The sequence below is a fragment of the Limosilactobacillus secaliphilus genome (assembly GCF_001437055.1).
Classification (GTDB): domain Bacteria; phylum Bacillota; class Bacilli; order Lactobacillales; family Lactobacillaceae; genus Limosilactobacillus; species Limosilactobacillus secaliphilus.
Genome location: NZ_JQBW01000004.1, coordinates 145461 through 169700 on the forward strand (window position 1 = coordinate 145461; position 24240 = coordinate 169700).

General features: G+C 48.8%; 24 protein-coding genes and 2 tRNA genes. 5 read left to right on the plus strand and 21 right to left on the minus strand.

Annotated features, from left to right (window positions below; translation table 11 throughout):
* Window positions 1-200: 200 nt before the first annotated feature.
* Genes glmM through murB form a run of 4 tightly spaced genes read right to left on the minus strand, consistent with a single transcriptional unit; the run spans window position 201 to window position 4213 of the window.
* Window positions 201-1556, minus strand: a complete 1356-nt coding sequence (gene glmM / locus IV45_RS00765) for a phosphoglucosamine mutase (RefSeq protein ID WP_057739678.1) — start codon at window positions 1554-1556, stop codon at window positions 201-203.
* An 11-nt stretch (window positions 1557-1567) separates the two neighbouring features.
* Complete coding sequence (locus IV45_RS00770) at window positions 1568-2422, minus strand: CdaR family protein (RefSeq protein WP_057739680.1); 855 nt, start codon at window positions 2420-2422, stop codon at window positions 1568-1570.
* The gene (cdaA, locus tag IV45_RS00775; RefSeq protein ID WP_057739682.1) at window positions 2412-3260 is read right to left on the minus strand and encodes a diadenylate cyclase CdaA; all 849 of its coding nucleotides are present in this window, start codon (window positions 3258-3260) and stop codon (window positions 2412-2414) included. The genes IV45_RS00770 and cdaA overlap by 11 nt, the downstream gene beginning before the upstream one ends.
* 56 nt (window positions 3261-3316) lie before the next feature.
* On the minus strand, window positions 3317-4213 hold the full coding sequence (gene murB / locus IV45_RS00780) for a UDP-N-acetylmuramate dehydrogenase (protein ID WP_057739684.1): 897 nt from the start codon (window positions 4211-4213) through the stop codon (window positions 3317-3319).
* Window positions 4214-4326: 113 nt separating this feature from the next.
* Here murB and IV45_RS00785 point away from each other — a divergent pair, with 113 nt between their 5' ends.
* The gene (locus tag IV45_RS00785) at window positions 4327-4863 is read left to right on the plus strand and encodes a 3'-5' exonuclease (RefSeq protein ID WP_057739686.1); all 537 of its coding nucleotides are present in this window, start codon (window positions 4327-4329) and stop codon (window positions 4861-4863) included.
* Between the two features lie 62 nt (window positions 4864-4925).
* Here the strand turns inward: IV45_RS00785 and IV45_RS00790 are convergent, their stop codons facing one another.
* From IV45_RS00790 to IV45_RS00805, 4 genes are read right to left on the minus strand one after another with little or no spacing between them, the layout of a single operon-like run.
* Window positions 4926-5432: a GNAT family N-acetyltransferase gene (locus IV45_RS00790; RefSeq protein ID WP_083487216.1), complete on the minus strand. Its 507-nt coding sequence runs from the start codon at window positions 5430-5432 to the stop codon at window positions 4926-4928.
* Window positions 5392-5883, minus strand: coding sequence for a tRNA (adenosine(37)-N6)-threonylcarbamoyltransferase complex ATPase subunit type 1 TsaE (tsaE, locus tag IV45_RS00795; protein ID WP_057739689.1), 492 nt, complete (start codon window positions 5881-5883; stop codon window positions 5392-5394). Before tsaE ends, IV45_RS00790 begins: the two co-directional genes overlap by 41 nt.
* 1 nt (window position 5884) lies before the next feature.
* Window positions 5885-6859, minus strand: a complete 975-nt coding sequence (gene pta / locus IV45_RS00800) for a phosphate acetyltransferase (RefSeq protein ID WP_057739691.1) — start codon at window positions 6857-6859, stop codon at window positions 5885-5887.
* Window positions 6860-6865: 6 nt separating this feature from the next.
* Window positions 6866-7561, minus strand: coding sequence for a uracil-DNA glycosylase (locus IV45_RS00805; protein ID WP_057739693.1), 696 nt, complete (start codon window positions 7559-7561; stop codon window positions 6866-6868).
* Window positions 7562-7673: 112 nt separating this feature from the next.
* Between IV45_RS00805 and IV45_RS00810 the strand changes: the two genes are divergently transcribed.
* Window positions 7674-8252, plus strand: coding sequence for an LURP-one-related/scramblase family protein (locus IV45_RS00810; protein WP_057739695.1), 579 nt, complete (start codon window positions 7674-7676; stop codon window positions 8250-8252).
* Between the two features lie 164 nt (window positions 8253-8416).
* On the opposite strand, the gene smpB is transcribed toward IV45_RS00810, so the two are convergent.
* The 9 genes from smpB to gap all read right to left on the minus strand — a co-directional run bounded on the left by smpB (window position 8417) and on the right by gap (window position 19406).
* Entirely contained in the window at window positions 8417-8890 is a 474-nt protein-coding gene (gene smpB / locus IV45_RS00815; protein WP_057739697.1) for an SsrA-binding protein SmpB, read from the minus strand.
* Window positions 8891-8906: 16 nt separating this feature from the next.
* Window positions 8907-11261: a ribonuclease R gene (gene rnr / locus IV45_RS00820; protein ID WP_057739699.1), complete on the minus strand. Its 2355-nt coding sequence runs from the start codon at window positions 11259-11261 to the stop codon at window positions 8907-8909.
* Between the two features lie 93 nt (window positions 11262-11354).
* Window positions 11355-11597, minus strand: a complete 243-nt coding sequence (secG, locus tag IV45_RS00825) for a preprotein translocase subunit SecG (RefSeq protein ID WP_057739700.1) — start codon at window positions 11595-11597, stop codon at window positions 11355-11357.
* 62 nt (window positions 11598-11659) lie between these two features.
* Complete coding sequence (locus tag IV45_RS00830; RefSeq protein ID WP_057739702.1) at window positions 11660-13207, minus strand: ClC family H(+)/Cl(-) exchange transporter; 1548 nt, start codon at window positions 13205-13207, stop codon at window positions 11660-11662.
* Window positions 13208-13261: 54 nt separating this feature from the next.
* Entirely contained in the window at window positions 13262-14656 is a 1395-nt protein-coding gene (locus IV45_RS00835; protein WP_057739704.1) for an amino acid permease, read from the minus strand.
* Between the two features lie 216 nt (window positions 14657-14872).
* The gene (gene eno, locus IV45_RS00840; protein ID WP_057739706.1) at window positions 14873-16195 is read right to left on the minus strand and encodes a phosphopyruvate hydratase; all 1323 of its coding nucleotides are present in this window, start codon (window positions 16193-16195) and stop codon (window positions 14873-14875) included.
* A gap of 96 nt (window positions 16196-16291) precedes the next feature.
* Window positions 16292-17041, minus strand: a complete 750-nt coding sequence (tpiA, locus tag IV45_RS00845) for a triose-phosphate isomerase (RefSeq protein ID WP_057739935.1) — start codon at window positions 17039-17041, stop codon at window positions 16292-16294.
* A 57-nt stretch (window positions 17042-17098) separates the two neighbouring features.
* Entirely contained in the window at window positions 17099-18307 is a 1209-nt protein-coding gene (locus tag IV45_RS00850; RefSeq protein ID WP_057739708.1) for a phosphoglycerate kinase, read from the minus strand.
* Between the two features lie 85 nt (window positions 18308-18392).
* Window positions 18393-19406 carry a type I glyceraldehyde-3-phosphate dehydrogenase gene (gap, locus tag IV45_RS00855; protein ID WP_057739710.1) on the minus strand — a complete coding sequence of 338 codons (1014 nt, stop codon included), beginning with the start codon at window positions 19404-19406 and terminating at the stop codon, window positions 18393-18395.
* Between the two features lie 219 nt (window positions 19407-19625).
* On the opposite strand from gap, the gene IV45_RS00860 reads away from it, so the two are divergent.
* Together IV45_RS00860 and IV45_RS00865 are read left to right on the plus strand one after the other, a co-directional pair.
* Window positions 19626-19697: transfer RNA gene (locus tag IV45_RS00860), tRNA-Arg, on the plus strand.
* A 5-nt stretch (window positions 19698-19702) separates the two neighbouring features.
* A tRNA-Leu gene (locus IV45_RS00865) sits at window positions 19703-19786 on the plus strand.
* Window positions 19787-19883: 97 nt separating this feature from the next.
* Here IV45_RS00865 and IV45_RS08040 read toward each other — a convergent pair.
* The gene (locus IV45_RS08040) at window positions 19884-20015 is read right to left on the minus strand and encodes a hypothetical protein (protein WP_268872315.1); all 132 of its coding nucleotides are present in this window, start codon (window positions 20013-20015) and stop codon (window positions 19884-19886) included.
* 660 nt (window positions 20016-20675) lie between these two features.
* On the opposite strand from IV45_RS08040, the gene clpP reads away from it, so the two are divergent.
* Window positions 20676-21272, plus strand: coding sequence for an ATP-dependent Clp endopeptidase proteolytic subunit ClpP (gene clpP / locus IV45_RS00870; RefSeq protein ID WP_057739712.1), 597 nt, complete (start codon window positions 20676-20678; stop codon window positions 21270-21272).
* A 68-nt stretch (window positions 21273-21340) separates the two neighbouring features.
* On the opposite strand, the gene whiA is transcribed toward clpP, so the two are convergent.
* From whiA to rapZ, 3 genes are read right to left on the minus strand one after another with little or no spacing between them, the layout of a single operon-like run.
* Complete coding sequence (gene whiA / locus IV45_RS00875) at window positions 21341-22276, minus strand: DNA-binding protein WhiA (protein ID WP_057739714.1); 936 nt, start codon at window positions 22274-22276, stop codon at window positions 21341-21343.
* Between the two features lie 15 nt (window positions 22277-22291).
* Window positions 22292-23278, minus strand: coding sequence for a gluconeogenesis factor YvcK family protein (locus IV45_RS00880; RefSeq protein WP_057739716.1), 987 nt, complete (start codon window positions 23276-23278; stop codon window positions 22292-22294).
* Window positions 23279-23290: 12 nt separating this feature from the next.
* Window positions 23291-24157 carry an RNase adapter RapZ gene (gene rapZ / locus IV45_RS00885; RefSeq protein ID WP_057739718.1) on the minus strand — a complete coding sequence of 289 codons (867 nt, stop codon included), beginning with the start codon at window positions 24155-24157 and terminating at the stop codon, window positions 23291-23293.
* Between the last annotated feature and the right edge of the window lie 83 nt (window positions 24158-24240).

Below are 24240 nucleotides of genomic sequence, written 5' to 3' on the forward strand. Positions count from 1 at the left end.
TTCGTCCATCCTTTTATCAATTGGTATAGATAGCTTGAACCCCTAAATCAATTATGCTCAAGCAATCACGATAACGTAATGGTAAATTGGATCATAACGATTGTCAAACATAATTGTTCGCTTTTTTCAAAAAATGTTAAACGGTTAGCATTAAATCCTTAAAAAAATAGCCCGTGAAGTTTCTTCGCGAGCTAAATTTTTTATTTGACTTCTAATTCTTGGCGGGCAACATCGGCAATCTTTTCGACGTAGGCATGAACTTTTTCCTTCGTCGGTGCCTCAGCCATGATCCGCAGCAGCGGTTCCGTACCGCTTGGCCGTACTAATACCCGACCTTCGCCGGCCATTTCGTCTTCAACTTCCTTGATGACGGCCTGCAGCTTTTCATTCTTCATCGCCGCCTGCTTGTCGGCCACCTTGATGTTGACTAATTCTTGTGGGTAGGTCGTGACATCGCTAGCCAAGTTGGCCAGACTTTCACCGGTGTTCTTGACCACTTGCAGCAATTGCAAAGCCGTCAGCATACCGTCACCAGTCGTGTTGTGGTCAAGGAAGATAATGTGGCCTGACTGTTCACCACCGAGGTTGTAACCGTTCTTCAGCATTTCTTCAACCACGTAACGGTCACCCACTTTGGTCTTGACACTCGTCATACCGTGAGCCTCCAAGGCCTTGTACATGCCCATGTTGCTCATCACAGTGGTGACCACCGTGTCCTTCTTTAAACGACCATTTTCGTCCATGTTTTTACCACAGATGTACATGATCTTGTCACCATCGACCAGGTTGCCATCACCGTCAACCGCAATACAACGGTCACCGTCACCGTCAAAGGCTACCCCAAGATCAGCCTTTTCCTCGACAACCTTCTTCTGCAAACTTTCAGGATGGGTGGAACCACAATGATCATTGGTGTTCAGGCCATCTGGCTGGGTGTGGATCGGTACAAAGTCCAAGTTCAGATCAGCAAACAGGTTTGCCACAATGGCACTGGCCGCACCGTTAGCCGCATCCACAACGACCTTCAAACCGGATAAATCAGCGGAAACCGTCTGTTCCAAGAAATCGGTGTACTTCAAAGCGCCTTCCTTGTAGTCTTCAACTTGGCCCAAGCCTTCAGCGGATGGACGTGGCAGCTTGTCTTCCGGAGCATCCAGCAACTGTTCGATTTCGTATTCCAGGTCATCGGAAAGCTTGAAGCCGTCACCACCAAAGTACTTGATCCCGTTGTATTGAATCGGGTTATGGGAGGCAGTGATCATGACACCGGCATCGGCTTCCTGAGCCCGCACCAGGTAGGCAACGCCAGGAGTCGTAACAACACCCAAGCGCAGCACTTCAATCCCGACTGACAACAAGCCGGCAACCAGAGCATTTTCCAGCATCTGGCCGGAAATCCGCGTGTCGCGGGCAACCAAAACTTGTGGCTGCTTGCGTTCTGAGTGACGGGTCAAAACATAACCGCCACAACGGCCAACCCGGAAGGCCAATTCAGGACTCAAATCTTGATTGGCGACTCCCCGAACACCATCAGTTCCAAAATACTTTAATTTCATTTTTCTTCTCCTTAATAATTACGTTTATCACTATTACTGGTAGCAGTAGCGTTGTTGGACTGATTGCCCTGATCTCTTGTTGAAGAACTGCTGCTAGCACTTGAACCCGATGAAGAATTATCGGCACTTGAACTGTTATTGTCATCACCAGGTTCACCGCCACCGATGATCGGCACCGTGACGGTAATCGTGTTTGGCACGACCACTACATCCACGGCCCGGCCCTTCTTGTCAACAGCTTGCAAAGTAACCTGCCGATGGATGTCATGGGTAGAATCCTTTGGCACATCAACGTAAGCGATGACCCGAGCGACCTTACGCACTTGATTCTTTGTACCGGTGACTTGCACCGTTGACATTGACGGTGTTGGCCGACCGACTTGATATTGACCATCCAAATTCCGGTTGCTCAAGCGAACCTCAACCTTACTGGTAATCGTCCGCCGTGGTTGAATATTCACGTTGATTTCCTTTGGCGTCACCTTAGCCTTCAGTTCCGAATTCAGACCGGACGTCTTAAGCTTGACCGTATGATGACCCGTCTTGAGGTCGGTCAAGTCAGCATAAACCTTGAAATTCTGCGTGTTGGCTGTACTTGTGACCAACGCACCCGGGCCAACCACTTTGACTTTGACGTACTGAGGGTAGCCGGTCACGACATACTTCCGTGAGTTCATCCGCAATTGCAGCGGCATCTTGATGGACTCGCTCTTGTTGGACATCACACTCTGATTGCTGTCGGAGTTTTGGCGAAACTGCCCGTTCTTGCCGCCATTAACATACACAAACAGGAAGATAGCAAGTACTAAAGAAATAATCCGCAGGAACCAGAGGCTGCTAAAAATGCTGTCTTCTTTATCGTTCACCGTGCTTCCCTCCTTGCCAATGGATCTTGCCTAACCAGCGTTCAAACAGGCTTTGCTTCTTGTTGCTCTGCTTTTGATAGAGGTTGGCCCGTAAGAACTTCAGGTAGTCCTTGCGCGACATGTTGCGAATCAGTTCGTTATCCTTGGTAAAGGAAACTTCACCGGTCTCTTCCGAAATGACAATTGTCAACGCATCCGTGACTTCACTAATCCCCACTGCGGCCCGGTGCCGGGTTCCCAATTCCTTGGGGATCAGCTTGCTGTCTGACAGTGGCAGGTAAGCGGCAGCCACCGCAATCCGGTTGTTCTTAATAATCACGGCACCATCATGCAGGGGTGTGTTCGGAATAAACGTGTTGATCAACAAGGCACCGGTGATGTCGGCGTCCATCGGAATCCCGGTCTCGATGTATTCCTCCAGGCCAGTATCCATTTCAATACTGATCAAAGCACCAATCCGTCGTTTCGACATGTAGGAAATGGCTTGGTCAAGCTGTTTGATCATATTTTCGGCTTCTTCATTGCCTGATGGGTTGCGGGTAAAAATTGACCCACGCCCAATGTGTTCCAAGCCCCGCCGAATTTCGGGCTGGAAGACCACCACAATAGCGATGACTCCCCAATTAATGATCTGGTCCATGACCCAGGAGACGGTGGTCAAACCCATCGCCCAACTGATCAGCCGGACCACCAGGATGACTACAATGCCCTTGAACAATGAAACGGCACGGGTCCCCCGAATCAGCACCATTAATTGATAGATCAAAAACCAAATAACTAGGATATCAATCAAGCTAGCCAGGTTTCGCCATGTGAGGAGTGCGGTAATCGTCTGCATGCAAATACCTCCTCTTTCAAATACCGCCTAATTATAGCATTAATCGTGCAAAGCGCTTAATCTCTGCCAATAATTCGTACTTCGGTATGCAGGTCGACACCAAATTTATCATGAACCGTCTTTTGAACGTGATGAATGACATTCAAGTAGTCGGTGGCCGTACCATGATTGATGTTAACGATGAAGCCAGCATGCTTAGTTGACACCTGGGCACCGCCAGATGTGTAGCCTTGCAATCCGGCATCATGAATCAGTTTGCCGGCATAGTAGCCCTTTGGACGCTTGAAGACACTGCCACAGGAAGGGAGGTCCAGTGGCTGTTTGGCGGCCCGCCGCGCGTTTAAATCATCCATTTTGGCAGTAATGGCTGCCTGGTCACCCTTCTTCAACTGGAAGTCAGCACTCAGAACCACTGCTCCGTTGTCCTGTACGGAACTGTGACGGTAACCGAAATCCAACTCCTGATTGTTGAGTTCCTTAATCGTCCCATCTGGCAGCATGATTGTCGCTTTAGATACCACAAACTGAGTTTCACCGCCATAGGCACCAGCGTTCATGAAGACGGCACCACCAACACTACCAGGAATGCCGGCCGCAAATTCCAAACCGGTCAAGGAATGGTCACGGGCAACCTTAGTAACGTCGATGTAGGCAGCCCCGGCATCCGCAGTGACGGTAGTGTCATGGACGGAAATCTCCTTCATCGCCGTTGTAATGATGACCAATCCGGCAATCCCACCATCCTTGACGATCAAATTGCTGGCGTTGCCGATGATCGTTAGCGGCATCTTTTGGTCATGGGCAAAGGTTACCAGTTGCTGAACCTGGTCCACGTTAGCTGGAAAGGCCAGCCAGTCTGCCGGACCACCAGTTTTGGTGTTCGTATAGTGCGACAATGGTTCATTTTGCTTAATCTCAATTTCAGGAAACTGATCAATCAGATTAACAGTCATTTTTATCCATCCTCTTTAAATTTCTTGTTTCATTATATCTCAAGGTTCGCTAAATTTGAAAATCGGTTCCACACCCGCTAAAATTAATGTAATTTTGTGATGGAGGGTTCAACATGAATTTTGTTGCGATGGACTTTGAAACCGCTAATGCCAAACGCTACAGTGCGTGTTCTTTAGCATTGACGATTGTTAGAAACAACCACATTGAAGACGAATTTTATTCCCTCATCAACCCGGGAGTGCCTTTTAGCTGGCGCAACATCCAGGTTCACGGCATCCATTCCCGGGACGTGGCCGATGCACCGACTTTTCCCGAAGTCTGGCAGCACATTCAGCAGTTTTACGTTCCTGACAAATTGGTCATCGCCCACAACGCGACGTTTGACAACAATGTCTTAAAGGCAACGCTGGAACACTACGGCATCCAGCCCCCAGCCTACCAAAGTTTAGACACATTGCGGACCAGCCGCCGTTTGTTGCCCCAGCTAGCCAACCACAAGTTGAATACGGTTGCGGACGCCTTGCAGATTGACCTCCACCATCACCACAACGCTTTAGACGACGCTCAGGCGTGTGCCGATATCCTGATTTATCAAGCTCAACATTTTGGCAAACAGAAACTCCTGCCTTTCATCAAGATGCAGGGCTAATATTACAGCTAATAAACACAGACGGACCTCAAAGTGATCACCACTTTGGGGCCCGTTATTGTTTACTCTGTCTGGCGCTTAATTTGCATCATGATCGCCGTCTGCAATTGACCGCGCGAATCTTCGGCCTGCCTTCTGCCAACTTCTTTAAAGCCCAGTCGCTGGTAGATGGCATACGCCCGTTCGTTATCGGCGAAAACATCAAGCTTGATGCTGGGCAAGGAACTGAAATGATTGAGCCAATAAACAGCCTCATCGACCAGCATTGTGCCGATGCCATTGTGCCAATAGTCCTTTAAGATGGCCACACCAAGTTCGCCTTGACCATCCGCAGCCGGCGTCACCGTCAAAATGCCCACTGGCAATTGACCAACCATGGCCAAAAGCACGATAGCATCATCACGATCGCTCAACTGATCCAAGTCGGCCCGGGCCTTCTCTTTCGTCATCGATTGCAGATGGGCAATCAGCACCACATTGCTTTCGGTTTGCAATTGCTTTAACAAATCCAGGACGGCCGGTCCATCGTCAACCGTTGCCGTTTTCATACTTACGATTTCGTCGCTCATTCAATTGCTCCAATACTTCTTTGAAATGCTGGCCATGGGCGGTTAACTGCAGCTGCCGCTGGTTCTCCACGTCGGTCCGTTTGAAGGTGATGGCCAAGTAGTCATCCGGCAGTTCATCTTCGGCAAATTGCGCCCATTCAACGACCGAGACGCCATCACCGTCAAAGTATTCGTCCAGGCCCAGATCTTCGGCCCCGCCATCTTCCAGACGGTAAACGTCCATGTGGTACAGGGGTAGACGACCGCCATGATACTCACGAATAATGGTGAAGGTAGGGCTGCGCACCAGGTCATGGATGCCCAAGCCTTGCGCTAAGCCCTTGGTGAAGGTGGTCTTTCCTGCACCAAGGTCACCATTTAAGACGATCACATCACCGGCCTGCAATAAAGGTGCCAGCTGACGGCCTAGTTCAATGGTTGCTTCACGACTATTGAGAGAATAAGTAATCATGTTACTTCGCCTGCGCTGCAGTGATGATTGCTACCCGGTAGATTTCGTATGGTGAGGCACCCCGTGACAGGTCAGCGACTGGAGCGTTCAGGCCTTGTAAGATCGGGCCCACAGCAGAGAAGCCACCCAGGCGCTGGGCAATCTTGTAGCCAATGTTGCCGGCTTCGAGACTTGGGAAGACAAAGACATTAGCGTGTCCGGCAACTGGTGAATTAGGGGCCTTCAACTTGCCGACCGTTGCGTCGATGGCGGCATCAAATTGGAGTTCACCATCGACTTGCAGTTCAGGAGCCGCTTCGTGAACCAGTTTGTAGGCTTCCTGGACCTTGGTAACCATTGGGCCCTTAGCGGAACCCTTCGTGGAGAAGCTCAAGAGTGCTACCTTTGGATCGATGCCAAACATTTTGGCGGTTTCGGCACTTTGCTGAGCGACTTCAGCCATCGTTGGGGCGTCTAACTCCAGGTTGATGGCACAGTCAGCGAAGATGTAACGCTGATCGCCCTTCTGCATCAGGAAGGCACCACTGATCCGCTTGGTACCAGGCTTGGTCTTGATGATCTGCAATGCCGGACGAACTGTGTCACCAGTTGAGTGCACTGCTCCTGAAACCATTCCATCAACTTTGCCCATGTAAACCAGCATGGTGGCAAAGTAGCTGACGTCCTTGAGCATGGATGCCACTTCTTCAGGGGTATTCTTGCCCTTGCGGCGGTCGTTCAAGCTTTGTTCCATTTCTTGCCGGTCAGCCAGTGGGTATTCGGCCGGATCCAAAATCTGCACGCCCGTCAAGTCTAATTGCTGTTGATTAGCCACCTGGGCCACTTCATCACGATTACCCAGCAACAATGGCTTAATCATGCCGCTTTTGGCCAGCTTGGTGGCAGCCTCCAAAACCCGGGGTTCCGATCCTTCTGGAAATACAATGGTCTTTGGTGACTGCTTTAATTGATCTTCCATCTTTTGAAAAACGTTCATTATGCACTACTCCTTATCTAATGACACATGTGCCGGCAACTGCCAATCAATTGGCTCCTCACCCATCGCCTTCAAAGCGGTATTGGTCCGGGAAAAAGGTCGGGAACCAAAGAAACCGCGGTTGGCTGACAACGGGCTCGGGTGAGCTGACTCCAAAACAATGTTGGTCTTCAAGTTAATCAAAGACTTCTTCGACTGGGCCGCGCGTCCCCACAAGATAAAGATAACCGGTTCTGGTCGATCAGAAAGAGCTTTAATTGCCGCATCGGTCAGCTTTTCCCAACCATGTCCGCGGTGCGAAAAGGCTACCCCATCACGCACCGTCAGGACGGAATTCAACAGCAAGACTCCCTGATCTGCCCACTTTTTCAAGTAACCGTGATTGACGGGCGGATAGCCCAGGTCGGACTGCAATTCCTTATAAATATTCTGCAATGACGGCGGGACTGGTACTCCCGGCAAAACAGAAAAACTGCAGCCGTGTGCCTGATGAGGGCCATGGTAAGGGTCCTGGCCCAAAATTACGACCTTCACCTTGCTAAACGGCGTCCACTCAAAGGCCTCAAAAATATGGTGCATCTCTGGATAGACGGTATGCTGCGAATATTCCTTGATGAGAAACTTGCGTAATTGCTGATAATATGCGGATTCAAACTGGGGCTTCAGTATTGGCCACCAGTCGTTATGAATAAGTTGTTTCATGGCGCGCCACCTCGAATCTATTTTACCATAGACACCCTGTCACTTTGCTAAAACTGTTCAATCCGAATGGTTTAGGCTAGAATATAGGTAACTGAAAAAGGAGGACGTCCTAATGCGAACACTTTACCTGCGTGACCGGGCAACAGACGAATCAACCACGATCATCCACGATTCTAATAACAATGCCTGTTACCTGGTTACTGGCAAGTGGGGAATTCGTCACGACGCCCTCTCTTTGTACACGATGCAAGGGACCCTGCTCGCGGAAGTTAAACAGTTGGGGCTGGGACTGATGCCGAAGTTTGCCCTCTATGCGAATCAACAACGTGTGGGCACGATCGGCAAGACATTAGGCTTCGTGTCCGAGGTGGTTTATATCCATGGCCTGAACTGGGTGATTGTGGGCAATGCCTTAACGAACCACTACCGCGTCTTCCGCAACACGCAGCAGGTCTTTCAGATGGTTCCCGACCAAGCCACCAACGGCTATTACCTGACCATCACCGTCAACCAAGAAGCCGACGAACCTTTGGCGATCTTGGTGGCCTACGTTTTGAATCACTGGGCCCACCGGAAATTAAAGGCGCCACTACGAGTCCGCCAGTGGGGCTTCAAACATTCAGCCCTGCCTGGAATGGCCACGAGCCTGTATGACCATTGTGCCGATTATTTAAACCAATTGCTTAAGTAAAACAAAGGGACTATGACATAAGTCCTTTTATATACATCGAAAGTTAACAGGCGGTACAACAATGGCCCCCAACGTTCTGGCAAAGCAGAACATTGGGGGCCTATTGTTGCTCGCGGGGGCGTGACTACGAAGCCATTAATAGCTTCTGTCACGCTCCCTGTTTCTTAATAATGCTTCATAACCCGTTCAATCTGGCGGTCCTGCTCACGACGCTTGATGGCTTCACGTTTATCATACTCGTGTTTCCCTTGAGCGATCCCCAGCAAGACTTTGGCAAAGCCATGTTTCAAATACATCTTTAACGGAATGCAAGTGATCCCTTTGTTGGTCAACTCGCCACTGATTCGCTTCAGCTCTTTCTTATGCAGCAAGAGCTTGCGGTTGCGCAGCGGGTCTTGATTATGGTAAGTACCATTGTCGTACTCACTGATATGAACATTCATGAGCCACAGTTCCCCATTATGAAACTGTGCGTACCCATCCTTTAAGTTCACCCGGTGAGCACGAACCGACTTAATCTCCGTTCCGGTCAATACCAAGCCTGCTTCATAGGTACTCAACACTGAGTAATCATGACGGGCTTTTTTATTTTGTGCAACCAGGTTGGACGCGGTTGGTTCATGTGACTTTTTAGCCATCAATCTCGCCTCCTAATTAACGACGACGCTTGCGGATCTTAAAGTCCTTATCTCCCCGATGCCGGCTTTGACCACGGTTGATCTGACGGTGATTCCGTGAGCCATTATGACGGCCATCACCGTGAGAATTCCGGTGATCGTTATGCCGCGAGTTGCCATGCCGTCTGCCACGACCACGTTCACCACGATCATTATGTGGCACGCGCAGCTTGGTGACTGGCGCATCATCCGGGTTGACCAGTTCGAAGTCGACTTCACGTTGATCCTTGTCAACCCGCAGCAGCTTAACCTTGACTGGTTGCCCAATCCGGAAGATGTGGTGGTGACTGCGACCGACCAGCGCCAGTTGCTTCTCCACATACTCGTAGTAATCATCATTCATTGCGCTGATGTGGACCAGTCCTTCAACCGTATTCGGCAGCTGGACAAAGAGCCCAAACTTCATGACCGAACTGACAATGGCGTCAAAGGTTTCGCCAATGTGATCTTCCATGTATTCAGCCTTCTTCATGGAGTCCACATCACGTTCCGTGTCGATCCCCCGACGTTCGGTAACTGACGTGTGTTCGGCAATTTCCTTCAATTGGTCGCGGTATTTGGCCTTGGCACGTTCACCGGTACCGTGTTCGGCATACCAGCGAATCAAACGGTGGACCGTATCGTCAGGATAACGCCGAATTGGCGACGTAAAGTGGGTGTAGTATTGTGCACCCAAGCCAAAGTGACCCACTTCTTCGTCTGAGTACTTGGCCTGTTGCATACTGCGCAGCATCATCACTTGGACCATTTCTTCTTCGGGCGTGCCGGCGACCTTCTTCAGGACGTTCTGCAGCATCTTAGGGTTAACGTTGTCCAAGTCACCCTTCATCTCAATTCCGAAGACGCTCAGGAATTCGGCAAAGGACTTGATCCTGTCTTGATCCGGCTTTTCGTGGATCCGGTACAAGAATGGCACGTGCTTCTTGAAGTAGTGCTCAGCCACCGTTTCGTTGGCAGCCAGCATGAAGGATTCAATCAGCTTTTCGGCCACGCCACGATGCCGCAAACGGATATCGGTCGGGTGCCCCTGGTCATCAACAATGATTTCTGCTTCTGGGGCTTCAAAATCGATGGCACCACGGTCATGACGGTGCTTCAGCAAGATCTGGTGCAATTCGCCCATCGTCTCAAACATTGGAACGAGGTCCTTGTACTGCTCCATCACTTTAGGGTCGTGGTCTTCCAAGATGGCGTTAACTGCCTTGTAGGTCATCCGCGCATGCGACTTGATTACACTCGGGAAGATGGCGTGCTTGACGATGTTACCATGGCCATCGATTTCCATTTCACAAGACATTGCCAGCCGTTCCTCATTGGGGTTCAACGAGCAGATACCGTTGGACAAACGCCGCGGCAGCATCGGGATTACCCGGTCAGTCAGGTAGACCGACGTGCCCCGCTTGAAGGCTTCCTTGTCTAATGGCGTTCCTGGCTTGACGTAATGGCTGACATCCGCAATGTGGACCCCTAAATGGTAGTGGCCATTCTCCATCTTCCAGGCAACAACGGCATCGTCCAAGTCCTTGGATTCGATACTGTCGATCGTGACCAGCGGTTGGTTGGTGATGTCCTTACGCCCCTTCTTTTCCTCTGGGAGGACGTGCAATGGGATTGCGTTGGCCTGGTCCATGACCTCTTTAGGAAATTCGTGGGGAACATCATGGGCATAGACAACGGACAGGATATCGATCCCTGGTTCGTCCTTGTCACCGACAACTTCCAAAACTGGACCCGTCATCACTTCTGGCGACTGGTCAGATGGGTAGGTAGCAATGCTGGCATTGACCACCTCGTTATCTTGCGGGTGCAGGCCATCATCCGTGACGTAGAAGCGGAAGTTGCTCAGCTTCTTGTCCTTCAAGATCACTTCGCCAATGTAGTTGCCCATGGTCAGGTGCTTGAATTCACCAACCACATGGGTGTAATGACGTTCAGTGACCTTAACAACTGCACCTTCAGGACCCTGATCGCTGCCTGGTTGTGCAGCACGGAGGATCTTGACCTCAACTTCGTCCCCCGTCAGCGCATGCTTCGTGTGATCCGGGTTGACGTAGATATCAGGCAGGTCATCATCATAAGCCACAAAACCAAAGCCCTTGCTGTTACCGTGGAAAATCCCCGTAATCGTCTTTTGTTGCGGAACGGCCTTGAATTCACCACTATCCGTGACTTCTACTTTGTGTTCCCGTTCCAATTGGGCTAATGCCTGCACAATGGGCGTAAAGTCTTGTGCTGAAGGCATCCCCAGGTGACGCGCAATCTTTTCCGCCGACAAACTAATAGGCGCATTATCCTGCAGGGTTGCTATAATTTTTGCTTTTAAATCAGTCATCGTGTACCTTTCTTCAAAACGTTTTGATAATCATAAATCATCCAAAAAGAAAAGCCGAAAATAACCAATCGTTATTCCCAGCCTCTTTTAAAATCATTTGTGTGTCGAAACAAATACCAATGCCAGCGCCAAAATGAAAAACAGCGCTCCAACAATGGTAGTAACAATCTGCATCACCGCTTCAAAACCACGGGCCTTTTTCCGGGAGAACAAGTCTCCGGCACCACCGTTCAAAGCAGACATTGCATCATTGTCGTTTTTAGCTGGCTGCATCATTACACAAGCAATTAAAACGACACAGTCAATTAAAAAGAGGGTCATTAATGTATTTTGCAATGGTGTGCCTCCTATTTAACGTGACATATCTTTTAAATAATAGCATATTTGTTCATTAATATCTAGCGGCCTGCATCATGAGCGGCGTGGTTAATCACCTGCTGGTTGGCAAGGTGCTGCTCACCAGTTAACTGCAGAACCAATGTGTCGCCCGCTTGCAGCTCGGTGTCACCATGTGGAACCAGCTGCTGTTCACCACGATAGATGCCCATCACCAGACTGCCTTGGGGCCAATCGAAGTCGCTAATCCGAGCACCGTCCAATTGGGAACCGGCATAAACCGTAGTCGTCATCTGGGTCATTCCGGTCAACTCTTCTGATGGCCGTTTGCCCAACATGTTGTACATCATTTCGGCGTATACCGGACGACCGTTCAACAGATCATCCACCACATAGGCCGTCACCGCAACGACGGCTAATGGCATCAAGTGGGCCAAGGATCCGACCATTTCCGTAATCAATAAGATTGCCGTAAATGGTGCCTTAGAAATGCAGGCGAAGTAACCGGCCATCGCATAAATGGCGTAATTAGCCAAATAGGTTGCCGGAACCAGGCCCAGGCTGGCCAGCAAGGTACAGAAGGCGGCCCCAATCACCGCTCCCAAAGTCAGGATCGGTAAGAAGATGCCCCCGGCCATTTGTGAACCATAGCTAATCATCGAGAAGACGAAACGCAGGATGAAGAGCCCGATAATCATTAACATCGGCAGCTTCAAGCTTGGCAGGGCGACAATCAGCTGGTTGCCACCGCCCAGCGTGATAGGCGCAAACCAGGCAATCGGGATGACCAGCAGAAACGGTACAACTGGGTACCAGGCTGGCTTGAACCACCGCACCTTCTTAAACCAATTGTTTTGATTCAGGATGACGACTTGGTAGAGACGCCCCAAAACACCCAGGACCAGGCCCATCAGAATCAACGCCCAGTACTGGTTGACTGGGAAGTATAACTGGTGAATGACATCCAGGTCAGGCTTCAAACCAAAGACCAGCATGCCGACCCCGTTAGCTGATAAAGCGGAAATGAAGACCGATAACCAGATCAATGGTGAAAAATTATGATAGATTTCTTCCAAAACGAACATTGAACTAGCAATCGGAGCGTTAAAGGCAGCTGACAGACCCGCCGCAGCACCAGATGCAATGCCCACGCGGCGTTCGATCGGCGTGACCTGCCACATTTCAGCATAGCCTTGACCAATCGTGGCCCCAAGTTGAATCGAGGGTCCTTCACGTCCTAAATACAGTCCGGAACCGATGGCCAGAACCCCGGTGACAAACTTGCGCCAAAGCACCGGCCACCATTTTTCATCAAACTGTCCCGTTAATTGCCCTTCAACCTGAGGAATCCCTGATCCTTGAATGTCAGGATACTTCTGGGAAACCCAGCCTAAAATGAGAGCCAAGATGACCGAACCAATTGCCCATGGAATGAGCCATAAAGGATGCACATGAAAGTACTGGTAGGCTTTGATCACAAATGCTAATATTTTTTGGATTAACAAACGAAAGGCGCTCACCATTGCACCGGTGAGCACCCCTATTACGATTGCACGGCCAATCTGCCGCAAGTCGTTGTAATGAAGTTTTGCAATAATCTTCCTTTGCACCTTGTTCACTCCCTGCTTAATTTACAGTAGTAGAGTGTAACACATTTAGCGCAATTATTCTTGTTCACTATTAGTTGACAAACCGTGGTGCCGAATTAGGTAAACGACCGTTGCCAGAATCAGGACAATTGCCCCTACTGAAACGGAAATCCGGGTGTCCGGGTTGACGAACATGAAAATCACGATGACGATCAACATTGCAAAGGCGAAGTAATTAGAGATTGGGTAAAGGGGAAGCTTGAATGGGTGGGTACTCATCAAGTCAGGGTTGTTACGGCGGAAACGCAATTCGGCCAGCAAAATAACGAACCACGGAATCATGCCGGGCAGAACTGAAGAACTAAAGACAATCACGAACATGTCAGCCGTTGATTTGGAGAAGATAGTGGAAACATAGTCCAAAATGAAACCAATCAGGATCCCACCAGAAATCCCCATGATTGCCGCGTCAGGAACGATTCGTTTGGAAACACGGCCAAAGACCTTTGGCGCGTCACCTTCGTGAGCCAGTTTAAACAGCATCCGGCTGGAACTGTAGATCCCCGAGTTAGCTCCAGACAGTGCGGCCGTCAGCACAACGAAGTTAATGATGGAAGCAGCCGAGGTGATCCCAACCTTGGCAAAAGTCGAAACGAATGGTGAACCAACACTGCTTAACTTGTTCCACGGATAGATCGTAACAATTACAAAAATAGCACCAATGTAGAAAATCAAGATCCGCAGCAGGACTGATTTAACTGACTTGACAACCGCCTTTTGTGGGTCGGCAACTTCACCGGCGGAAATCCCCAGCAGTTCGATTCCTTCATAAGAGCCAACAATGATTGACATTGAGAAGAAGAAACCTTTGAAGCCGCCGGTAAAGAAACCACCGTGAGCCCACAGGTTGGAGAAGCCAGTTGGGTGGCCACCGTTACCAAAGCCAAACAGGATCACCATCAGGCCCAGGATAATCATTAAGATGATCGTAACGACCTTAATCATGGCAAACCAGAATTCCAGTGATCCATAAGCTTTGGCACTAGCTAAGTTGGCTAATACCAGGAAGATAATGATAATAATACCAACGAACCAGGTATGGAGGTGTGGCCACCAATACTGCAGATATTGGGTTGATGCCACCACTTCTGACATCCCAACGACAATGTATTCAAACACGTTGGCCCACTTAGCAAGATAGCCGGCCAGTGGGTGAACATACTCCGTCGCATAATCGGCGAAGGAACCGGTGCCGGGGTTGACATAAATCATTTCCCCCAAGGCACGCATGACAATATACAAAATTAATCCCACGAAGGCATAGGACAGCAACACGGATGGTCCCGTCCATTTAATAGTGGAGGTTGCCCCCATGAACAACCCGACACCAATAGCGCCCCCAAGGGAAATCATTTCCATTTGACCCGCAGTCATCGAACGTTTAAGCTGCGGTGCTTTCTCTTTGCTCATAGTAAGATCCCCTTTTTCTCTAAACCTAATAAGTGTTGAATGTTTACATTATATGAGGATCTTTCTCAGAATACAAGAGAATAATTAGAGTTTTCTCATTCTTGTATCCGATTATTAATAATTACTATACAGAAGTAACTCAATAGCCTATTTTACCGCATAAAAAAAGAGCATGACCATTCAGCCATACTCTTTAATATCTAATTTAAACGCAGATTAACGGTTTTCGATATCCTGCTTTGCCTGTTCACTCAGGTTGTAGAAGGAACGAATGCCCTTGTACTGAGCAACGTCGCCCAGGTTATCTTCAATCCGCATCAACTGGTTGTACTTAGCAAGACGGTCAGTCCGACTCATAGAACCAGTCTTGATCTGGCCGGCGTTTTCAGCAACAACCAGGTCAGCGATGGTCGTGTCTTCGGTTTCACCAGAACGGTGAGAAACGATGGCAGTGTAGCCGGCTTCCTTAGCCATTTCAATAGCTTCAACCGTTTCAGTTAAGGTACCGATTTGGTTCAGCTTGATCAGAATGGAGTTAGCGGCACCCATCTTGATACCCTTAGCCAGGTAATCAGTGTTGGTTACGAAGAAGTCATCACCAACGATTTGAACCTTCTTGCCCAGCTTCTTGGTAATGGTTACCCAGTCATCCCAGTTGTTTTCGTCAATTGGGTCTTCCATAGAAACGATTGGGTACTTGTTAATGATACCAGTCAGGTAGTCGATCCATTCGTCAGTAGTGAATTCTTCACCAGTTGACCAACGAAGCTTGTACTTCTTGTCTTCGTCGTTCCAAAGTTCAGAAGCAGCCACGTCAAAGGCAATGGCAATGTCCTTGCCTGGCTTGTAACCAGCAGCCTTGATGGCGTTGATCAGGTATTCGAATGGTTCCTCGTTGTTTGCAAAGTCAGGTGCGAAACCACCTTCGTCACCAACAGAGGTAACCTTACCAGCGTCTTCCAATTCCTTCTTCAGGGCGTGGAAAGTTTCTGAGCCCCAACGAATAGCTTCACGAATAGTTGGTGCACCAACTGGCATGATCATGAATTCTTGGAAGTCAACCTTGTTATCAGAGTGTGCACCACCGTTGATAACGTTCATCATTGGAGTTGGCATCAAGTGAGCGTTGAAGCCGCCCAGGTAGTTGTACAGCGGAACCTGCAGTTCATCAGCAGCAGCACGTGCAGCAGCTAATGAAACAGACAGGATAGCGTTGGCACCAAGCTTGCCCTTGTTAGGGGTACCATCCAGCTTGATCATGGCCTTGTCGATAGCGATTTGGTCAGTAACTTCCATGCCGACGATTTCCTTAGCAATCACATTGTTAACGTTGGCAACGGCCTTCAGAACACCCTTGCCACCGAAGCGCTTTGGATCACCATCACGGAGTTCAACGGCTTCGTGTTCACCAGTAGAAGCACCAGATGGAACGATTCCACGGCCAACACCACCGGCTTCAGTATAAACTTCAGCCTCAACCGTTGGGTTACCACGTGAGTCAAGGACTTCACGAGCATAAATATCAGTAATAAGTGACATGTTAAATTCTCTCCTCCAGATTGAATTGGAAAGCTTTGAGCTTACATACTTATTGTATTATTTTGCTCAACCTAAAACAAGCTAAAACCGGTTAAATTAGCGGTTGACCAAGCGCAAAAAGGTTTGAGGATCCAAACTTTCGGTGCCGACCAAGACCCCGTCGATATCGTTGCTGCCCATCAGGCGGTCGATATTATCAACGTTGACACTGCCGCCGTAGAGGATCCGCATCTGATTTGCCAGATCCTGGCTGTACATATCCTCGATGGTCTGCCGAATCAGGTAGCAACCTTCTTCGGCCTGCTCAGGGTCAGCGCTTTGGCCAGTACCGATGGCCCAAGTTGGTTCGTAGGCAATCGTGACCTTCTTCACTTCATCAGGGGTCAGGTCCTTCAGATCGTCAATAATCCGGGCAACTACCCAGTGGACCCGCTTACCATTAATCAACCGGCCCATGGTTTCATCACAGCAGACAATCGGGCATAAGCCGACTTTCAGCGCTGCTTTCACCTTTGCATTGATCAATTGGTCATTTTCGTGAAAAATCCGCCGCCGTTCCGAGTGACCCAAAATGACGTGGTGGATGCCAGCGTCCCACAGCATGGAAGGACTGGTCTCACCAGTATAGGCACCAGAATTCTTGCAGTAACAATTTTCGGCTGCCACTTTCAGCGGACTACCTTGTGCTGCTTTAACCATCGCAGTGAGGTCTAGTGTTGGCGCAGCCAGTGCTGTCTCTTGAATCTTGGGATCCGGCAGGTGGTCTTTAATTTCATTGACAAAGGCAACCGCCTCGTCCACTGTCTTATGCATCTTCCAATTTCCGGCAACAATTGGTACTCGCACTTGTTCACCCTCCTTAAAAGCAAAAAGGCTGGGAAAGACCCAGCCCATATATGTCGATTACTTCTCAGAAATAGCTGCAATTCCTGGCAGTGTCTTTCCTTCAAGGTAAGTCAAGGAAGCACCACCACCAGTTGAGATGTGGGTTAACTTGTCAGCAATGCCTAATTGCTTAGCAGCGGCAGTAGAGTCACCACCACCAACAATCGTGGTTGCGTTGGTCAAGCTGCCCAGGAACTTGCCGATTGCCAGCGTACCCTTGGCGAAGTTTGGCATTTCAAAGACACCCATTGGGCCGTTCCAAACAACCGTCTTGGCATCCTTCAGCACATCTTCAAACTTAGCGATTGACTTAGGACCGATGTCTAAGCCTTCCCAGCCATCATCAATGCCGCCTTCAACAACCTTGGTGTTGGCGTCATTCTTAAAGGCATCAGCTTCAACGTTGTCAACTGGCAAAACTAATTTGTCGCCGGCCTTTTCCATGATTTCCTTAGCAACGTCTTCCTTGTCAGGTTCAACCAAGGAGTTACCAATCTTCTTGCCTTGAGCTGCCATGAAGGTGTAAGCCATACCACCACCGATGATGATCTTGTCAGCCTTGCCAAGCAGGTGGTCAATAACACCGATCTTGTCAGAAACCTTGGCACCACCGAGGATAGCAACAAATGGCCGTTCTGGATTATCAACAGCGTTGCCTAAGAACTTGATTTCCTTTTCCATCAAGAAACCAACGGCGGACTTGCCAGCACCGATGTTTTGTGCAATCCCAACGTTAGAAGCGTGGTTACGGTGAGCAGTACCAAAGGCATCGTTTACGTAAACGTCACCCAGAGATGCCCAGTACTTGCCTAATTCTGGATCGTTGCCAGATTCACGCTTGACGTACTTGCCATCCTTAACGTCTTCGTAACGGGTGTTTTGAACCATCAAAACGTCACCGTTGTTCATTTGGTTGATGGCATCTTCCAATTGCTTGCCTTCAGTAACTGGAACAAAGGTTACGGGCTTGTTCAGCAAGTTGGACAGACGAGCTGCCACTGGCTTCATTGACAGACCTGGCTTGTCTTCTTCCTTCTTAACCCGGCCTAAGTGTGAGAACAGGATGGCCTTGCCACCATGTTCAATCACGTACTTGATCGTTGGCAGTGCAGCCACGATCCGGTTGTCATCGCCGACCTTGCCGTCCTTAATCGGAACGTTAAAGTCAACACGCATCAATACCTTTTTACCTTCTAAAGGAAGGTCTTCAACAGTCATTTTTGCCATGCTAATCCCTCTTTCTTTCACGTTTTACATCAAAAAGGTGGGCGGAGTCAGCCTCCTCCCACCTTTTGATTCATCAAACTTTAAATTACAGACTTGCGAAGTGGAGCAGAGTCCGAATCATGTTTGAAGTGAAGCCGTATTCGTTGTCGTACCAAGCAACGGTCTTAACTAATTGAGTACCGTCGTCGCCTTCCATGATTTCAGTCTGGGAAGGATCAAAGACAGAACCATAAGTTGAGCCGATGATATCAGTAGATACGATTGGGTCTTCAGTGTAACCAAAGGCATCGTTGCCTTCAGTTGCCTTCTTCATTGCTGAGTTAACTTCATCAACAGTAACCTTCTTGTTGAAGACGGAAACCAGTTCAGTCAGAGAACCATCAACAACACCAACACGCTGAGCGTGGCCAGAAAGCTTACCGTTCAGTTCAGGAATTACCAGGCCAATAGCCTTGGCAGCACCAGATGAGTGAGGAATAGTGTTGATGCTTGCAGTACGGTTGTTACGCATCTTCTTACCACGAGGGCCATCAAGGATAGCTTGGGTGGAAGTGAAGGCGTGAATAGTAGTCATGGTACCAACCTTGATACCGAAGTTCTTGTTAAGGAAGTAAGCCATTGGGGCCAGGCAAGAAGTGGTGCAGGAACCTGCAGAAACGATCTTGTCATCAGCCTTCAGAGTGTCCAGGTTAACACCAGGAACAACAGTAGGAATGTTACCGGCAGGTGCTGAAATCAGAACACGCTTTGCACCAGCGTCCAAGTGAGCTTGTGACTTTTCAGCTGAAGTGTAGAAACCAGTACATTCAAGAACGAAGTCAACACCATCGTTCTTAACCCAAGGAATGTTCCGTGCATCGCGTTCTGCGTATACAGGGTATTCCTTACCGTCAACAACGATGCCCTTATCAGTTGCTGAAACTTCGCCAGGGAACTTGCCATGAGTTGAGTCGTACTTCAACAGGTAAGCAAGCATAGCAGGAGTAGTCAAATCGTTGATCGCTACAACCTGGATGTCATCCGTGTTTAATTCATGAATCCGACGGAATGCCAGACGGCCGATACGACCAAAACCATTAATACCAATCTTTACAGTCATACTGCAATATCCTCCTTTAGGAAATAAACTTAATGTACGCATATTATTTTAGCACGCTGTTCAATAAAGTACAGATGAAATAATTGCGTCCACCAATGAGCATCTGTATTTTAACCCCTTTTTTAGCAATAAGTCTAGTCTAGTGCTAATTGAATCTAAAATGACTTAACATTAGGGCTTGCATTTATGAGATTAATTAGATAAAATACTATGTGTTATGCGCCCTTAGTGTAATGGATCGCACGTGAGATTCCGGTTCTCGAGATCAGGGTTCGACTCCCTGGGGGCGCATTGATGCCCCAGTGGCGGAACTGGCAGACGCGCAACGTTCAGGTCGTTGTATGGGTAACCATGTACAGGTTCGAATCCTGTTTGGGGCATATGAAAAAGGTTCGGCAAGCTTGCCGGACCTTTTCTTTTTGTCTAAAAATCGTTGTTAATAAAAAAAGCGGCCCACACAGGTGGCACCACTTTAAATTACTTTTCTTCAGCTGGCTTTTCTTTAGCCCACTTACGAATTGCTTCAATCTTCTTTTCCTTTAAAGCCCGCTTGTAACGTGGGGCAACTGGGCGACGACCCTGTACGCCATGTGGATGTGCTTTACGCATGTCAACATGCCTCCTTTATATTGAACGTGAATAATCAACATTCACGATTATAACGAAACCTAGCCCAAAGCGCAAGGCTTTCCCCTTTTCTTCTCACCTAACAAGGTAGGCAATGCAGGCGTGCGTTGACTTAATTGACTATTTCAAAAAAGATATTAAAAACCCTTGATACCTATACCAATTTGGGATAGTATTGATGATGTCAAGAAGGGCAAGAGATTTATGGCCCTGACCAATTAGTAAATGTGATTCCATAATGGAGGAAAACAAAATGTCATTAAAGGATTTCAAAGCAATTAAAGATAACAGTGCTAACGGCCGTGAACAATTAGACGCCGAAAGTGCTAGTGCTGAATTAAATCTGATTTCTGAAGACGCCAACAAGTAGTCTCCATTTTAAAAGTTAAATAAGAAGGTACTGAATCAGACTGTACTTAATTAGGTGATCAGTACACAATGCCGTCAACGTGAAATAGCCGTTGGCGGTTTTTCTTACCTACGACCAATTGGTGACTGCTTAATCCTGCTGGTGCTCCCCAGTAATTGACAAAAAAGTAGCAAAATAAAAGGCACAAATAGTTTGACCTTTGCTGACCTATGGTTTACACTGTCAGTATCAGTTAGCAGTTAAAGCTAACAAGTGCTAAAGGAGGCTTAAACATGAATTTAGTTCCGACTGTCATTGAGCAGACCTCTCGTGGCGAACGTGCTTACGATATCTACTCACGGCTTCTGAAGGATCGGATCATTATGTTGTCTGGTCCTATTGAAGACAACATGGCAAACTCGATCGTTGCGCAACTCCTGTTCTTGGATGCGCAAGACTCAACTAAAGACATTTACTTATACATTAACTCACCTGGTGGTGTGGTAACTTCTGGTATGGCAATCTATGACACCATGAACTTCATCAAGGCTGATGTTCAGACGATTGTTATCGGTATGGCCGCTTCCATGGCTTCTGTCCTGGTATCATCCGGTGCTAAGGGCAAGCGGTTCGGCCTGCCTCACTCTCAGGTATTGATTCACCAACCATCTGGCGGTGCTCAAGGTCAGCAAACCGAAATTGAAATTGCGGCTACTGAAATCTTGAAGACCCGGAAGATGATGAACAAGATCTTAGCCGAAAATACTGGTCAGTCCATCGAAACCATCAACCGTGATACGGAACGTGACCACTACTTTAGTGCTCAAGAAGCCGTTGATTACGGTCTGCTTGATGGCATCATGGAAAACAAGCCAAAAGCTAACGACTAAGTATCAACCCTTAATTAGTTCATAACGTAAAAAGCAGTCAGGAAATTTTTCCTGGCTGCTTTTTTTAGTTATTCAGCTGGTGCACGCAGCTTGTTGGCGTAGTCGTTGAGTTTGCGCAGGCGGTGGTTGACACCCGACTTGGAAATCGGGCCGCCGGGAACCAGTACCCCCAGTTCCTTCAAACTCACCTCTGGATGCGCCAACCGTGTCTGTGCGATGGCTTGGAGCTTCTCGGGCAAGTTACTTAAGCCGATCCGCGAATCAATCAAGCGAATGTTTTCCACCTGCCGGTTAGCCGCATTGGCCACCTTATCCATATTGGCATTCTCACAGTTGACCAAACGGTTGACCGAATTTCTCATGTCTCTGACGATACGGATATTTTCAAATTCCAGCATTGAATTGGTGGCACCGATTAGTTGCAAGAAGTCTGCGATCTTTTCCGCTTCCTTCAGATAAACGATGAAGCCACTCCGGCGAGCCGTTGCGCGGGCGTTCAGGCCAAAATGGTTAATCATCTCTTTGATCATATCGTTATGGCTCTCATACAGAGAATAAATCTCCAGGTGGTAACGCGAGGTCTGCGGATTGTTCACGGACCCGCCAGCCAAGAAAGCCCCACGAAGATATGACTGAATCATCAGATCATCCTTAAACGTGCTCAAGGGAACCCGTTCAGCCAACTGGTAACCCTCTAAGATGCCCAAGTTGGCCAACAATTCCCGCACATGGTACTGCAAGCGGACCACATAAGTATTGTTCTTCTTCAGTTTCATCTTGCGCCGGACAACGATGTCACTCTCAATTTGGTAGAAATCCTTCAAGAGGCGGTAAATACGTCGTGCCAGCGCTGGACTTTCCGTCTGCACATTCAGAACCATCTGTGAATTCTGAATGGACAGCGAACCGTTCATCCGGATCAATGCCATCAGCTCGGCTTTGGCGTTTTGACGGTGCACCTTGAGTTCCGTCAATTCCTTTTTAACTTGACTGGCATATGACATTTACCTATTCCTCCTCTAATCGTGCACGTCATGCAGGCGGTTAAGCAGCTCAGTTACCACTTTGTCGCGGTCATGGAAGGCACCGTTGTCCCGCAAACGCAGGAAGTTCGCTGAGATGACCCGGCAACCCTGTTTGCGCAGGCCCTCGAAATCGTGGCCAACTGGCTGAGAAATTTCATTCCATTCCTGGAAGTTGATGTAGTCTTCTGGTACCGGTTGAATATTAACCAGCACGGTATCGATATAGTGGCCGCCCAGGTGTTCATTCAACACCCGCACATGGTCGGCATCCGTAAAGTGGTCGGTTTCACCTTTTTGCGTCATGATGTTGCAAATGTAGACCACTTCGGCCTTCGTCTTGCGCACCGCGTCACCAACGTTTTGAATCATCAGGTTCGGCAAAATGCTGGTGAAGAGGCTCCCGGGACCTAGAACGATCTGATCGGCATCCATAATGGCGTCAATCACTTCTTTCATGGCCTGGGCATGGTGGCCATCGTCGTCATTGGAAGGCGTGATCCAGACCCGCTTGATCTGTTTGTGGGCGGCCGTAATTTCGGACTCCCCGCTCATCTTAGTGCCATCGTAGAATTCGGCGTTCAAGGTTAACGGCTCGTTGGCAACGGGAAAGATGTGACCATGGATCTTCATTAACGAAGACAATTCCTGGACAGCGGTAAAAATATTACCCTTCATTTCCGCTAACGCCGTGATAATCAGGTTACCAATCGCATGGCCGGCTAAAAAGCTATCGCTGCTTTCAAACCGGTATTGAAAGATATCCTTGTCAATCTGTGGCAACTCCGTCAGTGCAACCAGCGCATTGCGAATATCACCAGGCGGAACCACGTTGATATAGTTACGCAAAATACCCGATGATCCGCCATCATCGGCCACTGTTACCACCGCGGTGATGTCCACTGACTGATCCCGCAGGCCACGCAGGATGATCGGCAGGCCCGTTCCACCGCCAATAATTACTACCTTTGGTTTATGCTGCATCCTCTTACTCCCTTATTGTGCTTTATCAACATCGCGATGATGCAGGTTGACCGTATACTTGGTCTTTAGATCTTGGGCCAACCGAGTGGCAATCGTTACCGACCGGTGCTGGCCACCAGTACAGCCGATTGCAATCGTCAAACTGCTCTTGCCTTCCTTGATGTAACCCGGCAAGGCCGTCTTCAATAATGATAAGAGGTGCTGGTAAAAGTCTTGTGCCAACGGACTCTTCATCACGTAATCCTGCACCGCCTTGTCTTCCCCGGTTAAGTGCTTCAGTTCCGGCACATAGAAGGGATTGGGCAAGAAACGAACGTCCATCACAATGTCGGCATCCAGCGGCAGACCGTACTTAAAGCCAAACGACATCACTTCGATATAGAAGTTGCTGTCTTTGCCGTCACCAAAATAGTCGGCCAGCCTTAAGCGCAAGTTGCGGGGCGTCAGATTAGTGGTATCGATCCGGACATCCGCTGTGCTCTCCAAATCAGACAGGAGTCCCCGTTCCCGGTCAATCCCGGCGAGGACGCCATCATGTTTGGCCAACGGGTGTGCCCGCCGCGTTTCCTTGTAACGGGAAATGATGGACACGTCACTCGCATCCAAGAACAGGACCCGGACATTCAAATCGGGCCGCTCACGCATTTCCTTGACCACTGGGGCCACTTGTTCATAAAAGCCCTTGGAACGGCTGTCCATCACCATTGCAGTTTTGGAAAACTCGCCCGATTCCTCGATGACGTCGACAAAGCGTCCGGCCAAGGCTGGCAGCATGTTATCAATAACGAAATAGCCTAGGTCTTCAAAGGCATGGACGGCCACCGTCTTGCCGGCACCGCTCATTCCCGTAATGATCACGACTTCTAGTTTTGCATTCATCGCGTTTGTCTCCTTAAAAAGCCTCTATTGATTGTAACACACCCGGGCGTGTCTTTTTACCATGTCCACCGAATCTGTGAAAA

What these genes read in the sequence shown, in the direction of transcription:
- glmM (WP_057739678.1), bottom strand. Translation starts at nt 1,556, where the DNA reads ATGAAATTAAAGTATTTTGGAACTGATGGTGTTCGGGGAGTCGCCAAT.
- cdaA (WP_057739682.1), bottom strand. Translation starts at nt 3,260, where the DNA reads ATGCAGACGATTACCGCACTCCTCACATGGCGAAACCTGGCTAGCTTG.
- murB (WP_057739684.1), bottom strand. Translation starts at nt 4,213, where the DNA reads ATGACTGTTAATCTGATTGATCAGTTTCCTGAAATTGAGATTAAGCAA.
- IV45_RS00785 (WP_057739686.1), top strand. Translation starts at nt 4,327, where the DNA reads ATGAATTTTGTTGCGATGGACTTTGAAACCGCTAATGCCAAACGCTAC.
- IV45_RS00790 (WP_083487216.1), bottom strand. Translation starts at nt 5,432, where the DNA reads ATGAGCGACGAAATCGTAAGTATGAAAACGGCAACGGTTGACGATGGA.
- tsaE (WP_057739689.1), bottom strand. Translation starts at nt 5,883, where the DNA reads ATGATTACTTATTCTCTCAATAGTCGTGAAGCAACCATTGAACTAGGC.
- pta (WP_057739691.1), bottom strand. Translation starts at nt 6,859, where the DNA reads ATGAACGTTTTTCAAAAGATGGAAGATCAATTAAAGCAGTCACCAAAG.
- IV45_RS00805 (WP_057739693.1), bottom strand. Translation starts at nt 7,561, where the DNA reads ATGAAACAACTTATTCATAACGACTGGTGGCCAATACTGAAGCCCCAG.
- IV45_RS00810 (WP_057739695.1), top strand. Translation starts at nt 7,674, where the DNA reads ATGCGAACACTTTACCTGCGTGACCGGGCAACAGACGAATCAACCACG.
- smpB (WP_057739697.1), bottom strand. Translation starts at nt 8,890, where the DNA reads ATGGCTAAAAAGTCACATGAACCAACCGCGTCCAACCTGGTTGCACAA.
- rnr (WP_057739699.1), bottom strand. Translation starts at nt 11,261, where the DNA reads ATGACTGATTTAAAAGCAAAAATTATAGCAACCCTGCAGGATAATGCG.
- IV45_RS00835 (WP_057739704.1), bottom strand. Translation starts at nt 14,656, where the DNA reads ATGAGCAAAGAGAAAGCACCGCAGCTTAAACGTTCGATGACTGCGGGT.
- eno (WP_057739706.1), bottom strand. Translation starts at nt 16,195, where the DNA reads ATGTCACTTATTACTGATATTTATGCTCGTGAAGTCCTTGACTCACGT.
- IV45_RS00850 (WP_057739708.1), bottom strand. Translation starts at nt 18,307, where the DNA reads ATGGCAAAAATGACTGTTGAAGACCTTCCTTTAGAAGGTAAAAAGGTA.
- gap (WP_057739710.1), bottom strand. Translation starts at nt 19,406, where the DNA reads ATGACTGTAAAGATTGGTATTAATGGTTTTGGTCGTATCGGCCGTCTG.
- IV45_RS08040 (WP_268872315.1), bottom strand. Translation starts at nt 20,015, where the DNA reads ATGCGTAAAGCACATCCACATGGCGTACAGGGTCGTCGCCCAGTTGCC.
- clpP (WP_057739712.1), top strand. Translation starts at nt 20,676, where the DNA reads ATGAATTTAGTTCCGACTGTCATTGAGCAGACCTCTCGTGGCGAACGT.
- whiA (WP_057739714.1), bottom strand. Translation starts at nt 22,276, where the DNA reads ATGTCATATGCCAGTCAAGTTAAAAAGGAATTGACGGAACTCAAGGTG.
- IV45_RS00880 (WP_057739716.1), bottom strand. Translation starts at nt 23,278, where the DNA reads ATGCAGCATAAACCAAAGGTAGTAATTATTGGCGGTGGAACGGGCCTG.
- rapZ (WP_057739718.1), bottom strand. Translation starts at nt 24,157, where the DNA reads ATGAATGCAAAACTAGAAGTCGTGATCATTACGGGAATGAGCGGTGCC.